The organism is Synechococcus sp. CS-603, assembly GCF_977929215.1.
In genome coordinates this window covers 512,643-527,870 of record NZ_OZ376778.1, presented here as the reverse complement: position 1 = coordinate 527,870, position 15,228 = coordinate 512,643, and the positions used below count along the sequence as shown (strand labels likewise).

General features: G+C 64.9%; 13 protein-coding genes. 8 read left to right on the top strand and 5 right to left on the bottom strand.

Going from position 1 to position 15,228, the window contains the following annotated elements:
- The first annotated feature begins 76 nt into the window (after positions 1–76).
- Positions 77–2,368: an FdhF/YdeP family oxidoreductase gene (locus ACXMDM_RS02820; protein WP_083544434.1), complete on the top strand. Its 2,292-nt coding sequence runs from the start codon at positions 77–79 to the stop codon at positions 2,366–2,368.
- 9 nt (positions 2,369–2,377) lie between these two features.
- Here ACXMDM_RS02820 and ACXMDM_RS02815 read toward each other — a convergent pair whose 3' ends face one another.
- On the bottom strand, positions 2,378–3,484 hold the full coding sequence (locus ACXMDM_RS02815) for a GTP 3',8-cyclase MoaA (protein WP_071802035.1): 1,107 nt from the start codon (positions 3,482–3,484) through the stop codon (positions 2,378–2,380).
- A 63-nt stretch (positions 3,485–3,547) separates the two neighbouring features.
- Positions 3,548–4,147 carry a molybdenum cofactor guanylyltransferase gene (locus tag ACXMDM_RS02810; protein ID WP_071800512.1) on the bottom strand — a complete coding sequence of 200 codons (600 nt, stop codon included), beginning with the start codon at positions 4,145–4,147 and terminating at the stop codon, positions 3,548–3,550.
- A gap of 535 nt (positions 4,148–4,682) precedes the next feature.
- Here ACXMDM_RS02810 and ACXMDM_RS02805 point away from each other — a divergent pair.
- The 3 genes from ACXMDM_RS02805 to ACXMDM_RS02795 all read left to right on the top strand — a co-directional run bounded on the left by ACXMDM_RS02805 (position 4,683) and on the right by ACXMDM_RS02795 (position 9,212).
- Positions 4,683–5,168, top strand: a complete 486-nt coding sequence (locus ACXMDM_RS02805) for a globin domain-containing protein (RefSeq protein WP_071800511.1) — start codon at positions 4,683–4,685, stop codon at positions 5,166–5,168.
- A 277-nt stretch (positions 5,169–5,445) separates the two neighbouring features.
- Positions 5,446–7,002, top strand: a complete 1,557-nt coding sequence (locus ACXMDM_RS02800) for an MFS transporter (protein ID WP_071800510.1) — start codon at positions 5,446–5,448, stop codon at positions 7,000–7,002.
- A complete protein-coding gene (locus ACXMDM_RS02795) occupies positions 7,002–9,212 on the top strand; it encodes a molybdopterin oxidoreductase family protein (protein ID WP_233831169.1) in 2,211 nt (736 codons plus the stop codon). Before ACXMDM_RS02800 ends, ACXMDM_RS02795 begins: the two co-directional genes overlap by 1 nt.
- Positions 9,213–9,346: 134 nt before the next feature.
- Here the strand turns inward: ACXMDM_RS02795 and ACXMDM_RS02790 are convergent, their stop codons facing one another.
- Entirely contained in the window at positions 9,347–9,808 is a 462-nt protein-coding gene (locus tag ACXMDM_RS02790) for a nitrate reductase associated protein (protein WP_071800509.1), read from the bottom strand.
- The gene (locus ACXMDM_RS02785) at positions 9,805–10,848 is read right to left on the bottom strand and encodes an anthranilate phosphoribosyltransferase (protein WP_071800508.1); all 1,044 of its coding nucleotides are present in this window, start codon (positions 10,846–10,848) and stop codon (positions 9,805–9,807) included. The genes ACXMDM_RS02790 and ACXMDM_RS02785 overlap by 4 nt, the downstream gene beginning before the upstream one ends.
- 267 nt (positions 10,849–11,115) lie before the next feature.
- Here ACXMDM_RS02785 and cobA point away from each other — a divergent pair, with 267 nt between their 5' ends.
- Entirely contained in the window at positions 11,116–11,916 is an 801-nt protein-coding gene (gene cobA / locus ACXMDM_RS02780) for a uroporphyrinogen-III C-methyltransferase (RefSeq protein ID WP_186437627.1), read from the top strand.
- Between the two features lie 37 nt (positions 11,917–11,953).
- Here cobA and ACXMDM_RS02775 read toward each other — a convergent pair whose 3' ends face one another.
- Positions 11,954–12,808: a CsgG/HfaB family protein gene (locus tag ACXMDM_RS02775; RefSeq protein ID WP_071802032.1), complete on the bottom strand. Its 855-nt coding sequence runs from the start codon at positions 12,806–12,808 to the stop codon at positions 11,954–11,956.
- A gap of 288 nt (positions 12,809–13,096) precedes the next feature.
- On the opposite strand from ACXMDM_RS02775, the gene ACXMDM_RS02770 reads away from it, so the two are divergent.
- The 3 genes from ACXMDM_RS02770 (at position 13,097) to ACXMDM_RS02760 (ending at position 15,144) form a co-directional block, all read left to right on the top strand.
- Entirely contained in the window at positions 13,097–13,573 is a 477-nt protein-coding gene (locus tag ACXMDM_RS02770) for a redox protein (RefSeq protein ID WP_071800506.1), read from the top strand.
- Positions 13,574–13,777: 204 nt separating this feature from the next.
- Positions 13,778–14,380, top strand: coding sequence for a sigma-70 family RNA polymerase sigma factor (locus ACXMDM_RS02765; RefSeq protein ID WP_259723274.1), 603 nt, complete (start codon positions 13,778–13,780; stop codon positions 14,378–14,380).
- Entirely contained in the window at positions 14,377–15,144 is a 768-nt protein-coding gene (locus ACXMDM_RS02760; RefSeq protein ID WP_071800505.1) for an anti-sigma factor domain-containing protein, read from the top strand. The genes ACXMDM_RS02765 and ACXMDM_RS02760 overlap by 4 nt, the downstream gene beginning before the upstream one ends.
- Positions 15,145–15,228 lie beyond the last annotated feature (84 nt).

The following is a 15,228-nucleotide window of genomic DNA, read 5'->3' as shown; positions in this document are numbered from 1 at the left end:
ACTGATGCGAGTGGATTGTCTTGACCGTAATCAGGGGTGTGGTCGTTAGCGTGATTTTCCTTCGCCGGTCGCGCAGATGGGTGACAGGGTCTCCGCTTCCGCCAAAACCACTCCAGAACCTTCCCCTGCTGATCCCGGCACCCCGGCCGTAGGTGGCGGCTGGCCGGTGATCGATGGCTGGGCCAAGGCGACCCTCTCGCCCAAAGGCCCGCTGCTCTGGCAAACACTGCTGCACAAGAGCGCCTGCCTGTCCTGTGCCTGGGGCACAGGCGGCCAGAACGGCGGCTTCCGCGATGAGCTGGGGCAACCGCTGCAGCGCTGCCTCAAGAGCGTCGAGGCGATTGCGGCGGAACTGCAACCGGCCGTGTCTGAGGGGGTGTTCGCGCAGCGCAGCCTGGCGGAACTGCAGCGCCTGAGTTCGATGGAGGCCGATCGCCTCGGTCGCCTCAGCCATCCCCTGATCCTGCGTGAGGGCGGAAGCCATTACGAGCGCCTCGGCTGGGACGACGTGTTTGAGCTGGCTGAAGCCGCCTTCCAGCGCCCGCCGGAGCGGGTGGCCTCCTACAGCTCCGGCCGCTCCTCCAACGAGGCGGCCTATCTGCTGCAGTTGCTGCTGCGGGCCTGGGGCTCCAACAACCTGGCCGACTGCTCCGACCTCTGCCATGCCCCCTCCACCGTGGGGCTGGGCGAGGTGTTCGGCTCGGGCACTTCGATGGTGAGCCTGGAGAGCCTGCAGCAGTCTGATTGCGTGGTGCTGGTGGGCTCCAACGCGCCGGCCAACCACCCGCGGCTGATGAATGAGCTGATCCACCTGCGGGAGCGCTGCGGCAGCGTGATCGTGATCAATCCGGTGCTGGAGGTGGGGCTGCTCAAGTTCGGCTCGCCGGCCTTTCCGATCAAGTCGATGCTGCGGGGCTCGACGATCGCCTCGCTGTTCCTGCAGCCAATTCCCGGCAGCGACACGGCCGTGTTCCTGGGCCTCCAGAAGGCACTGCTGGAGGCCGGCAGCATCAAGTTCGACTTCCTCAAGGCCCACGCCGAGGGCTGGCAGGCCGTGGTGGAAGCGCTGAAGTCAACCTCCTGGGAGGCGATCACCAGCTGCTGCGGCCTCAGCCGCGAAGAGCTGGAGGAGACCGCCGCCGTGATCGGCCGGGCCAAGGGGGTGGTGTTCGCCTGGGCGATGGGCATCACCCACCAGGCCAACGGCACGGCCAATGTGCATGCCATCGCCAACACCGCCCTGCTCAGCGGCAACGTCGGACGTCCGGGGGCGGGCACGATGCCGATCCGCGGCCACTCCAACGTGCAGGGCTTCGGCTCGATGGGCGTGACCGTAAAGCTGCGCGCCGAGATGCAAAAAGCCCTGGAAACCCTGCTGGGCCGTCCGCTCAGTCGGGTGCCCGGCTATGACACCCGCGCCTTGATCGAGGCGGCCGAGGCCGGAGCCGTCGACAGCCTGCTCTGCCTGGGGGGCAATCTCTGGGGGGCCAACCCCGATTCCGAGCAGGCCCGGCAGGCCCTGGGCCGCATCGACACGATCTTCTATCTCGCCACCAAGCCCAACCAGGGACATTTCCACGGCCTGGCGGCCCGCACCACCCTGGTGTTGCCGGTGTTCAACCGCTTCGAAACACCACACCGCACCACGACTGAATCGGGCAACAATTTTGTGCGCCTCAACGAACCCGGCAGCAGCCACCTCAAGCGCGCCGATCTGATCAGCGAGGTGGGCTTTCTCGCCGAGCTGGCCATGCGGCTGATGGGCCGCGATCCAATCGACTGGGAACGCCTGCAGGATCCGGTGTACGTGCGCCAGTTGATCGCCCGCACCGTGCCCGGCTATGGGCCGATCGCCCGGATCGATGCCAATAACGGGGAATTCAGCGTGGAGGGGCGGCTGTTCGAGCAGCCCCGCTTCCCGACACCATCGGGGCGAGCACGGATGCAGGCCACGCCCCTGCCGGCGCTGGAGTTGCCTGAGCCGGCCCACTTCGGTGACCTGGGGCCGGGCGAGCACGGCTTGGTGGTGGCCTTGATCACAGCCCGCAGCTACGGCCAGCACAACACGGTGGTCTACAAAGCCGGCGATGCCTACCGGGGCATGCCGCACCGCCAGACGATCCTGATGAACCGCGGCGATCTGGCCCGCTCCGGCCTGAGCGCCCACCAGCGGGTGTCGGTGCAGGGCGAAGCCGGCGTGCTTACCAACATCGAGATCATCCCCGGCGAGATCCGCGAAGGGGCGGCTCTGATGTTCTATCCCGAGGTGAACGCCATCATCCGCACCAAGGTGGATGCCCGCAGCGGCACGCCGGCCTTCAAACGGGTGCCGGTGCTGGTGCGCGGCGCTTTTCCCCCAGCAGGTTGACCGGGCAGCTCAACCGCCCAAGTAGGCCATCTCGGCGTGGGCCGCTGCCGGTGTGCTGGGCTCGGCGGAGCCAGCCTCGGGCCCCCGTTCTTCGCTGTAGCGATCCTGGCGCTCGCGCCAGAGGCCGCGCAGGGCCGCATCCAGCCCAGCCCGGTCAGCTCCCGGGCGCCCGCCTGGCCGCAGCCAGGGTTTGAGGTCGAAGCCGCTGGAGGCGAACAGGCAGGTGTAGGCCACGCCATCGGCGGTGATGCGCAGGCGGTTGCAGTCGCCGCAGAAGGGGGCGCTGATCGAGGCCACCACGGCCAGTTGCCCGCCACCGGAAGCCGCCTCCAGGCCGCCGTCGCGGTAGCGCCAGCGGTTGGCGGTGGCAGCGCTGGCACGTCCCACCGGCTGCAGCGGCCAGACGGCGCCGATCCGTTGCAGCATCTCGGCCGCTGGCACCACCTGCTCGAGGTTCCAGCCGTTGCGGTTGCCCACATCCATGAACTCAATCAGGCGCAACTCCACCCCCAGCCGCCGCGCCAGCGCCGCCAACGGCAGCAGCTGATCGTCGTTGCGGCCGCGGGCGATCACGGCATTGAGCTTGAGCTGGCCTGCGGCCGGGTCGAAGCCGGCGGCACGGGCGTGCTCCACAGCCGCCAGCACCTTGGCCAGCAGGGCTTCCCCGGCGCTGGGCCCCGCCAGCAGACCCGCCATCCGCGCCACGCTCTCGCCATCGGTGCCATCGAGGCTGATGGTGATCCGATCGAGCCCGGCGGCCTTCAGGGCCCGGGCCCGCTCCGCCCCCAGCAGCGCCCCGTTGGTGGTCAGCGCGATGTCCTGCAACGGGCCGCGGGGGCGGCTGGAAGGATCACGAAGGGCTTGGAGACCGCCGATCAAGGCCTCCAGATCCCGGTTCAGCAACGGTTCACCGCCGGTGAGCCGCAGCGTGCCGAAGCCCAGATCCACGGCGGCGGCCACCAGCTGCAGACGCTCCGTCAGGCTGAGCAGCTCAGGTGGTTCCTGGGAATCCGGGCAGCAATAGGGACAGGCCAGATTGCAACGGGCCGTCAGCGACAGACGCAACACGCCGGGTGGGCGTCCGAGGCGATCACGCAGGGAGGCCGGTTCAGCCATCACAACCTCCTCTGGTTTGCTGCCGGGCGCCAAGCCTGGCGCGGCAGTGTTCGGATTGGCTGCTCAGGGCGCCCAGTCGGCCGGCAGGTTGGCGTTACGCAGCTGCAGTGGGTCCAGCGGCACCGAACTGAAGCGCTGGGTTTGATTCAGCCAGCGCAGCAGGCTGCGGCCTCCTTGGCCGGTGAACGTTTCGGCGGACTGACGGGAGGGGTCGCTGGCGGGGTAGAGACCGAGCAGGGGCTGAAGCCGCTGGCCGTCGTGGGCCACAAGAATCCGCTCCGGCTCCGCCGCGCCGGCCTTCAGCAGTTGCTTCAGGGTGCCTGGCTGCAGCCAGGGCATGTCCACTGGCGCCAGTAGCAGTCGCTGGCCGCGGTGATGGGCCATCAGCCGGGTCAGGGCCAGCAGGGGGCCCTCCTGGGGCGGTGGCTCCACGATCACCTCTAGCTCGAACCCCTCGCGCTGCTGAAGTTGACGGGCGATCGTCCCGTGGGACGGGTGGCGGCTGAGCAGGGTGACGGGCTGCTGCAGCTGGGCCAGCAGGCGCAGGGCCTGCTCCAACCAGGTGCCGCCAGCTGGATGGGGAAGCAGCGCTTTGTCGCGGCCCATCCGCCGACTCTCACCGCCGCTCAGCAGACAGGGGCAGAACCGGATGGAGACGGCCATTACCCCATGCTCTCAGCCAGGCCATGCTGCGCTGGTTGAACTGCCTGCATCTATCAGGGTCCAGTTTTAGGCATGGTCTCCAGAACAGCGTCGGCTGGGTCGTCAGGTCGGTTCTTTGTCGCCCTAATCCCTTTTTTTACAGTGAAAGTCCTGTCAAGTGATTGAAACCTTCGTGAGACTCGATCCTCTTGCTCAGTCAGGTGGGTCTTCAACGAGGATTGTGACTCAAGCTTGATGTTTCGAGGCAGTGTTTGAAAGCTGGCCCCGAGCCATCCTTCCGATCAGCACTCGAAGGGTGTGGGCTCCGAGGTGAAGAGGGCCCTTGCATCCGCTGATGGACGCACAACCAAGAAGCAGCAACGATCAGGCGCCATTGCACGCTCTACTGGAGTTGAAGCGGCGCAGGACTCCAGTCCCTTCATCAATAGGGGATAGCATAGTGACTCAGACAGCAAGGGGAAGCAATAACAGTACGCTCGCAGCAAATCAATCAAGCAAATCGTGGTATGGTCAAGAAGTTCTGGGACAGTGAAGAATGACAATTTCGCAGCAGACGATAGACATCGTCAAGGCAACTGCTCCGGCGGTTAAAGAGCACGGCGAAAAGATCACCTCTCGAATGTATGAAATTGCCTTTGCAGAGCGTCCCGACTATAGATTGGGCTTTGAAAATACCTGGATGGTGGATGCCCATGGCAACGGTCAAGCCAAGAAGCTGGCCGCCTCTGTCTATGCCTATGCCACTCATATTGACCGCCTCGAAGAACTTGCTTCAGCCGTCGAGCGAATTGCTCACAAGCATGTGGAGGCCAGAATCCTGCCCGAGCAATACTCCCTCATCGGCGCCAAGCTGCTTGAGGCGATGAAAGATGTGCTGGGAGAAGCTGCTACAGATCAAGTTATCGATGCCTGGGGCGAGGCTTACAACGCCCTCGCAAACATTTTCATTGAGGCCGAGGCAAAGCTCTACAAGAAAAATGATTCGATTCTCGTTGAGAAATTAAAGAGCGAAGCAGGCTGATCAAGGCTGACGCGGGGCTCCTTGCCTTGCCTATTCACAAGGCTCGGGATCGCAGGGGAGAGCCTCGCCGGAGTTTTGTATTGTGAATGGCGTGGGTTTTGATTGGTCTGGAGAAGGGGGCACCAGCGGACCAAGGCAAGGCCTGACAGGATTCGTATCTACAACTACAGAGGAAGGAGTGCTCCGGATGCTCTTATTTGTGTCTCGGTCAGCATGGTGCGCCGATTTTCAGTCCTGAGCGCTTTTTTCCGAAGCCAGGGTTCCTCTTTCGTGACCCATGCTTGCCGAACTCTGGTCTCTCCAGGGGAGATACAAAACCCTGCATCTCACCTGGTTTGCCTTCTTTCTCACCTTCGTCGTCTGGTTCAACCTCGCTCCACTGGCCACCACGGTCAAGGAGGACTTGGGTCTCTCGCTGTCCCAGATCCGTACGTTGGCGATCTGCAATGTGGCTCTCACGGTGCCAGCCCGCATCCTGATTGGGATGGTGCTCGATAAGTACGGACCTCGAATCACCTATTCCACACTTCTGGTATTTTCAGCCATTCCTTGCTTGCTATTTGCAAGCGCCCAGGATTTCAATCAACTGGTGATTGCCCGGCTGTTGCTCTCCATTGTTGGTGCAGGCTTCGTGATCGGAATCCGCATGGTGGCTGAATGGTTTCCGCCGAAGGAGATTGGACTGGCGGAAGGGATTTACGGCGGCTGGGGGAATTTCGGCTCGGCCTTTTCGGCCCTTACCATGGTGATCGTGGCGGGCTGGCTTTCGTTTGCCGGCGGAGCTCAGATCGGTGATGTGGTGCTCAACTGGCGCGGCGCCATTGCCATAACTGGACTGATCGCTGCAGCCTACGGCATCTTCTATTTTTTCAATGTTTCCGATACTCCACCGGGAAGGGTTTATCAAAAGCCCGCTAAAGCGGCTGGGTTAGAGGTGACCTCCATGCGCGACTTCTGGGGGCTGCTCGGCATGAACGTTCCGTTTGCAGCCATTCTCAGCGTGCTGGCCTGGCGGCTTCAGAAGGTTAACTTTCTCAATGACACGGGATACACGATCGCCCTGTTGCTGGTGCTTGCCTTTTTCGTGGCCCAAACCCTGGGCATCATCCGCACAAATATGGATCTCATCAAGGGTACGAAAGTGTATCCCAAAGACGATCGTTATGAGTTCAAGCAGGTGGCTATTTTGGAGCTCACCTATGTGGTGAATTTCGGCTCAGAACTGGCTGTGGTGTCGATGTTGCCCACCTTTTTTGAAACTACCTTCCTGTTGCCGAAGGCGACTGCCGGTATCCTTGCCGCCTCCTTTGCGTTCGTCAACCTGGTGGCCCGCCCGGGTGGTGGACTCATTTCCGATCGTCTGGGATCGCGCCGCAAGACAATGGGCTTTCTGACCGTGGGCCTGGGTATCGGTTACTTGGTGATGAGCATGATTAAACCGGGAACTTTCGTGGGTACGGCCGGCATCCTGCTGGCCCTGGTGCTCACCATGGGTTGCTCCTTCTTTGTACAGGCTGGAGAAGGATCCACCTATGCCATTGTTCCGTTGGTGAAGCGCCGGGTCACAGGCCAGATCGCCGGCATGGTCGGGGCTTATGGAAATGTGGGAGCCGTGGCCTATCTCACCATCTACAGCCTGCTGCCCGTCTGGATCGGTGACGCATCCGGTGATCCGTCTCCGGCGGTAGTGGCGGCATCCAACAGTGCCTTCTTCCAGGTTCTGGGTGTGGCCGGGCTGGTGGTGGGCCTGATGTGTTACTTCTTCCTCAAGGAACCAAAGGGTTCCTTCGATGATCTCCACGAGGGAGAAGTGATACTGGCTGAAGTGCCCTGATGGTGGCCGAGATGGGCGATTCCCCGGCCACAACCGAAGCCTCTGCCGTTAACACCCAGTGCCCCTACTGCGGTGTGGGTTGTGGTCTCACCATGCTGCCGCCAGCAGCCCCCAATCAAGCGACCCGTCGCGGGGTCGACGGCCTGCCGATCTGGGGGGTGAAGGGGGATCGCGGTCATCCATCCAGCCTGGGGCAGGTCTGCATCAAGGGGGCCACGGTTGGGGAAACGCTCGATCGATCCCGCCTGCTGGAACCTCTCTACCGCCCCACCCTGGATCAGCCCTTCCAGCCGATCAGCTGGGAGAAGGCGCTTGATCTCATCGCTGGCCAGATTCAAAACAGCCTCGCCAGGCAGCGATCCGATTCCATCGCCCTTTACGGCTCAGGGCAGTTCCATACGGAAGACTATTACGTTGCCCAGAAGCTCATCAAAGGAGCGATCGGATCCAATAATTTCGATGCCAATTCTCGGCTGTGCATGAGCTCAGCCGTTGCCGGTTATGCCCGCAGCCTTGGCTCCGATGGCCCTCCCTGTTGTTACGACGACCTTGATCATTGCGATCTGGCTTTCTTGATCGGCACCAACACGGCTGCCTGTCATCCGGTGTTGTTCCAGCGACTAGTTAAACGTCGCAAGAAAAACCCCAGGCAGCTCAAGATCGTTGTGGTCGATCCGCGAGCCACAGCCACCTCAGACGCCGCTGATCTTCATCTGGCCATTCAGCCCGGTACCGACCTGGCACTTCTCTATGGCCTTGCCCATCTTTTGCTGGCCCGGCGAACCATCGATCACGAGTTCATCGACGAGGCCACCGATGGCTTTCCCGCCTTCGCCGCCGTGCTGAAGGAGTGGACGCCAACAAAGGTTGCTGCCATCTGTGGCGTCAGCGAGGACAAGCTGCGGCGGGTGGCCGAGCTCTGGGGAGGCGCCGGGGCCGCGCTCAGCCTCTGGTCGATGGGGGTCAATCAGAGCGTGGAGGGCACGGCTACGGTGGCGGGCCTGATCAACCTGCATCTGCTCACCGGTCAGATCGGCCGGCCCGGGGCGGGACCCTTCTCTCTCACCGGCCAGCCCAATGCCATGGGTGGCCGGGAGGCTGGCGGTCTGGCCCACCTGCTGCCTGGCTACCGCAATGTGAATGATGCCGGGCACCGTGACGAGGTGGAGCGTGCCTGGGATCTGGCGCCGGGCTCGATCGCCCCAAGGCCTGGATTGGCGGCATGGCAGCAGCTGGAGGCCATGGAGCGCGGCGAGATTGATCTGTGGTGGGTGGCGGCCACCAACCCTCTGGTGAGTATGCCCAACCTGGAACGGGTCAAGGCCGCCATGGCCCTCTGCCCATTGATCGTGCTCAGTGAGGCCTATGCCGGTACCGAAACCGCGCATTACGCCCACCTGCTGCTGCCGGCCGCCCAGTGGAGCGAGAAGCAGGGAACGATGACCAATTCCGAGCGGCGGGTCACCTTCTGTCCGGCCTTCCGCCGCCCCCCAGGCAAGGCCCGTCCCGACTGGGAGATCTTCGCCGCTGTTGGACGGCGGCTGGGTTTCGAGCATCAGTTCACCTACACCAGCGCAGCCGAGGTCTATGCAGAGCACGCCCAACTCTCGGCCGGCCGCCTTTGCGACGTCTCCGGCCTCAGCCACGAGCTACTGGCCAGCCACGGCCCGCAGCAATGGCCCGCTCCCAAAGGCAGCGCACCAACGACCGAAGCGAAACGCCTCTACACCGATCTGCTCTTCCCAACCGCCAACGGCCGCGCCCGTTTCTGCGCCGATCTGCCGCTGGGCCTGGGCGAGCCGATCTCGGAGGGCTATCCCCTTGTACTCACTGTTGGGCGTTATCTGGGCCAGTGGCACACGATGACCCGCACGGCCCAGGTTCCTCGGCTGGTGGCCATGCATCCCGAGCCTCTGCTGGAGATGCATCCGGTGGACGCTCTTGATCTGGGCCTGGCGGACGGCGCGCTGGCCCGGATCACCTCCAGACGCTCCAGCATCACGGCCCGGCTGTCGATCAGCGATCGCATCCGCGCCGGCACGGTGTTTCTGCCGATGCACTGGGGGTTCAGGCAGGAGTTGGCCTGCGAGGCCAACGCGCTCATGCATGAGTTGGCCTGCCCGATCTCCGGCCAGCCGGAGCTGAAGGCGGCGGCGGTTCGCGTCGAGGCTGCCGCGGCGGTGATTCTGCCGATCGAGCGCCGGGCCTAATAACCATCCTCAGCAAGCTTTTCTGATCAACGTTTTCTACATCCCAGCAGTCTGGATTGAGATTCATTGGCTTTGCTGGTCATCAGGCTTGGGTCAGCGTCGCCACCGGGTGCCCGAGGTCCTTGAGGTCATGGCTAATCGCCAAGCCCGAACTCGCGAATGGCCCCAGGTAGGTTGCGGTGTTCGTGGCCAGGGTGGCTGAGTTTGACTAAGGCGAAGCGTTGCAGTTCACCCAGCTCCGCCCAGGCCGCCAAGGGGATTGAGCAGCCCAATTGCGCGCAAGAGAGGCGCAGCCGATCGGGTAGCTGCTCGCTTTGTTGCCAGCTCTCGGCGTGTGCTGGCTCCAGGGGCTTGGCCGGTCCATCGGCCATGGCGGCGGTGCGCCCGCTCAGCCACTGCCGCAGGGCGGTGATCGCGTCAGGCTGATCGGCCCACTCCAACAGCTGTAGCCGCTCGTCGTTGCTCAAGGCGTGCCAGTGGCTGAGTTTGAGCTTGACGCCGGCGAGATCGAGCTTGCGCCGCACGGCCATCGGCAGGCAGCGCAGGGAGGCGACGAAATCGGCCTCGAAGCCAAAGCAATGGTTGTGTTGGTTCATGCCGCCAGCTCCTGGCGAAGCTTTTCGCCGCTACGGGCCAGCAGCAGGGCCCTGGCCTGGTCCAGGGCGGCTTCGAGGCTGCTGCACTGATCGGCCAGCCAGAGGTAGGCCCCCAGATTCCAGAGCAGGCCTTCGGCCAGGGGCCCCTCCCCGACCAGGGCCGCAAGTGCATCCTCTCGCCATTGCTCGAGGTTCTCCCAGGCCTGTTCATGGCTGCTGATCCCATGGTCGCGGGGATGGAGCAGGAGTCGGGTCATCACGCCATCGCGCACCCGAGCGGTGATGCCCGCCCGGGATGTGGGCAGGTCGGTGGAGCCTTCCAGCCCTTTGACGGTGAGCAGGTCGGGTTCGCCTGCCATGGCGAGGGCCTCCCAGGCCCGGTTCTCGGTGGGGGGGTGAACGAAGCCGCTCACCAGCAGGTGCTCCCCTTGATGGGGAGTCCAGAGAAGCTCCAGGCTGGCCACCGGCGGGCGTTTGCCGATCGCGTCGCGCACCGGCAGCAGGCGATCGGCGGCGGCGAAGTGCAGGGGCTGGTGGGTGAGGGCCAGGTTGTGCGTCTCCAGCCTGGCCTGCACCGCCGGCAGGCTGAGGTTCCGCCATTCGATCCCCAGGGCCGCAAACAGCTCGGCGAGGGTGATGCCGTACTTCACCGGCATCGGATCGCCGCCGTGCAGCACAACCGGCTGGCCGGCGGCCGCCAGCATCAGCGCCAGCAGGGGTAGCAGGGGCGCCGTGCGGCTGCGGCCGTCGTAGGGCACCCCAAAACAGAGCGGCTTCTTCCCCGGACTGAGCAACACCGGACTGCGCAAGACCGGGCCGCGGGCGCGGTAACTGTCGAGCATGCCGGCGAGCTCAACCGGCGAAGGCCGCCGGATCCGATGGGCGATCAGAAAGGCGCCGAGCTGGGCCTCCCCCACCTCGCCGGCCAGCATCAGGTCCATCGCCTCACGGGCCTCGGCCTGGCTCAGGCCCTTGCTGGTGTGCTCACCGCTGCCCACCTTGGCGAGCAACTCACGAAAACGCAGGGCATCGGCAGCCATCGCCGGCCGTCTGGCCTGTTCAGAAGGGCTCCGCCCCCAGTCGGCCTTGCGTGGCAGTGGCAACGAGGTCGTGGTGAGGTCCCCGTAAAAACCGAGCTTAGGAATGATTGATCTTCAGACCTTCTCCTTGACCTCACCCCCTGACCTCAGCCCCTCACATCACCCGCTCCATGAGGTCAGCAAGGCGAGTGGCTGAACCACTCCATACACTGCTGCAGATGTGAAGGACCGGAAGCTGGCGACCCGCACGGACAACCTGACTCAGGCGTGGGGTCTGCCCTTGGTGGCCTTGCCGTGACCGGCACGGTGTACCTGGTGGGAGCCGGACCTGGTGACCCGGAGCTGCTCACCCTCAAGGCCCACCGTCTGCTGCGCCAGTGTGATGCGCTCGTCTACGACTCTCTGGTTCCGCGGGCCTTGCTTGATCTCACCCCAGCAGGTTGTGAGCGCCATTTCGTTGGCAAGCGGCGCGGCCACCATTCGGTGCCCCAGCCGAGCACCAATGCCGTGCTGGTGGACCTGGCCCAGCGCTGCGATTGCATCGTGCGGCTCAAGGGTGGCGATCCCTTTCTGTTCGGCCGCGGCGGCGAGGAGGCCGCCCACCTGGTGGCGGCCGGGGTGCCGGTGCAGGTGGTGCCCGGGGTGACCGCCGGAATCGCCGCTCCGGCCTACATCGGCCTGCCGGTCACCCATCGCCGCGCTGGCTCCAGCGTCACCTTCGTCACCGGCCATGAGGAGATCGACAAGGACCGCCCCGGGGTCGACTGGCGGGGGCTGGCCCGCAGCAGCGACGGGCTGGTGATTTACATGGGCCTGCACAACCTGCGCCGGATCTGCGAGGAGCTGATCGCCGGTGGCCTGGCCGAGGAAACGCCAGCGGCGGTGATCCAGCAGGGCACGGTCCGTGGTCAGCGCGACCTGGTGAGCTACCTGGGGGTTTTGGCCGATCGGGTGGAGGCCGAAGGCTTTGGTTCCCCTTCGATTGTGGTGATCGGCCAGGTGGTGGAGGAGCGGATTCCGCAGTGCGCGCCAGAGCCGGCTGATGCCGAAATGCCGATCCCGTTCTGATTCTTTGCCCAGGGTCAGGCCGGCCACTGGCGCCGGTTCACTCCAGTTGAAGTGTGCCGCGGGTACGTTGACGACGTTGCTGGTCCTGGGCGTCGAAGGCGGCCATGCAGTTCCCGCGGGGCACCAGCAGGCAGTTCACGTAGTCGGAGGCGTCGATCAGGGCGGCGCGGATGGCCTTGGCCGCCGGGGTGCGCTGCGACTGGGCTTCGTTGGAGCCGAAGTTCAAGGTGCCGGCGGCGCCGGTGAGCACCTGACCGGTGCGGCCCATGTTCGGGGCCAGCAGCAGGGCGCCGGCGGCCAACGGCAGCAGGCTGCCCCCCTGCTCCCTGGCTTCAGCGGTGCTGGTGGCTCGCCCTTCCACGGTGCGGCGTCCCACCACCTCACCGGTGGTGCTGTCGACGACACGGATGTCGATCGCCACGTAATCCTTGGTTTCCACCTGCTGCTTCTTGGTGCCGAAGCCGAGCAGGCCGAAATTGCTGCCTGAGCTTGTGTTCTCCACGTTGGAGTCGTAGGAGCTCACGGTGCCGAGCACGATGTAGCGGGCGCCGGTCATCTGGCCCCGCTGGGCCGCATTCGGGCTCTGGCGCACGATTCCCAGGTCGGTGAGCTCCTGCTCCGAGAGCACGTCCTTGAGATTGCTGCGCTCCACCACCTGCAGATCGCCTTCAGCCGCCAGCTCATTGGCCAGCATGGCGGCGAGATCCTCTGCCACCGGCCCTTGCCACCACCAGGCCTGCTGGGTCACGGTGTTCTTGAAGTTGGGCACCGACACGGTGGGCCTGCCGGCGGAGCGGCCTGTCTGGGCAAGAGCAGGCAAGGTCTGCAGGCCCAGGCCGGCGGCCACCAGCACGGCCGCCAGGCGCAGAACGGCAGGGGAGCGATCGGCCATGACTTCGGGCTCCATCAACGGGTATTCCCCGCATTAAAGCAATGGCCGCCAGACCGGTTCTGCTGGGGAGTTGAAGCTTGCGCGCTTGTAAGCTCAACAACCGCCTAAGTCCATCAGCCGGATTGCTTTTCGACACCAGCGCGGGCTTCCGTAGCGGTGCGCACGGCTGCTGGCCGAACTCCTCCGGTTAGGTGGATCACTTTCAAGCGTCTCTTCCCTGACGGCGTTGTTCCGATGTCCAGCTCCGTCCTCCAGCCGAGCGAGTCAAGAGTGCCCCGTCCGGCGCCGATGTTCGAGCTCATCCCCTACGAAAAGTTCCGCGACACCCCTTCGGTGCGCTTCTTCGATATCACCGTTCCCACCTCCAACGCCCGCGACCTGGTGGTTCACAGCGGGCCGGCGGTGAGCCCCCCGGATGATCCGGAATCCGGAGCCTGGCAGTTTTACCTGCATCCCCACCAGGAGGACAACCTGCTGGCCATGCACGGTGGCCGCACCTTCTTTTTGGTGAATCTGGGCTGGAACTACCCGTTCCACATCGTCCGGCTCGACACCGGTGGCGACATCCTGCGCATCCCGCCGGGCACCTTCCACCGCTCGGTCTCCGATCCCGATGGCTCTCTGGTGCTCAACCAGGCGGTCCGCAAGGAAGGAGTGAGCCTGGTGGAGGAATTCAGGGTCTACAACAGCAACCGCATCCCCCGGCTGTTCGCCACCACCAGCCAGACCGCACCGCTGCCGAAGCTCCATGGCGTGAGCTGGTGAGGGCAATGTCTCTAGATTCCTGTATGCAGAAGTGAGCTGAATCTCAATCTCAGCTGAAGAGATCGGCCCCCAAAGTGCTGATCTGCTGCATGGAACGACCGAGCCGCGCGAGCGAGGCACATCCAATCGCCGTGGTGGCCGGTACCTGTGGTGTGCCGTTGCACGATTGATGCCCGCTCCACCGCCCTCCCTCCCGGCCATCCCATGGCCCCTGCCGCCCCTGTGCCCGTCCTACCCGTGGCCATGAAGCGCCGTGAAGAGACCACAGGGCTCACTCCGATGGAGCTGGCGCAACAGTTTCATGGTGATCTGGCCAGCCTGTACGACGCCACCAGCCCGGCCGTCTACCGACTGGCGCTGAAGCTGTGTCGCTCCCCCCAGGAAGCGGAGGATCTCACCCATGACGTCTACCTCCGCTACTGGCGCCAGGGCCGCTACGACCCGGCCCGCGGGCCGGTGGTGGCTTACCTGCTCTTGATGACCCGCTCGATGGCCCTCAATCGCCTCAGTCAGCGGCAGTCGCGCTGGCAGAAAGTTCAGCAGTGGTCGAGCCAGCTGCTGCCCAAGGCCTCCCGCGGTCCGCAGGAGTGCGCCGAGACCGACAACCTTGCCGAGCGGGTGCGGGCCGCCCTCGACACCATCGCCCCCCGCCAGCGGCAGGTGCTCGAACTCGCTTACTACGAGGGGCTCAGCCAGTCGGCGATCGCCAGCCAGCTGCAGCTGCCCCTCGGCACCGTCAAAACCCATGCGCGCCAAGGGCTGATCCGCCTGCGCACCCTGTTGAACGATTTTGCTGCCCAGCCATGACCCTGCCCAACCCCGCCGACGACCGCGATACCTCCGGATCCCTCGACGACGAGCTGCTCGCAGGCTTCGCGCTCGGTGATCTCGACGACGCAGAACGCGATCGGCTCACGCTGCGGCTGCAGCAGGCACCTGAGCTGAACCGCCGGCTGGAGGAGTTCCAGAGCACCCTCCATCTGCTGCCCTTAGCCCTCAACGAGGCCGCGGTCCCTCCCCCTCGCCTGCGCCGTCTGTTGCTCGATCCGGCGGTGCCGTCGCTGAATGCGGATGACCGCGCCCCAGCGGCGGCCGGCCCAGGCCAGCGCTGGTGGATCCCCGTGGCCCTGGCCCTGGGGCTGCTGGTGACCGGCGGCGAGCTGTGGCGCACCCGCAGCCAGCTGGCCCGTTACGAGGCCACACCCTCCCAGCTCCCTGGAGACACAGGCGATGCCGGCCTTCGGGTCAGCCGCAGCCTGCCCTTGCGCAGCATGGATGCCGCCCACCGCATCAGCGGTGCAGTTCAGGTAAGCGGCAGCCAGCCCTACAACATGCTGCGGTTGGAAGGTTTGCCGGCTCCGCCGCCCCGCCACGCCTACCGGCTCTGGGCGCGGGTCAACGGCAAGGAGGTGGGCTGTGTCCACTTCGTGCCCGACGCCAACGGCACGGTGTCGATGCCGATCCCGCCGGAACCCACCAGCCAGGCCAGCAGCCTCACCGTCAGCCTCGAAGCGCTTGATGCACCCGGCAGCGGCCCCCACGGTCCCACTGTTCTGTCCAGCACCATCTGATCAGCGTCCGCTACACCGTTCCCAGCCCGCAGCTGCTCCGTGAGCCTCCCCGCCTCCACTCCGACCATCTCCACCCCAACGGGT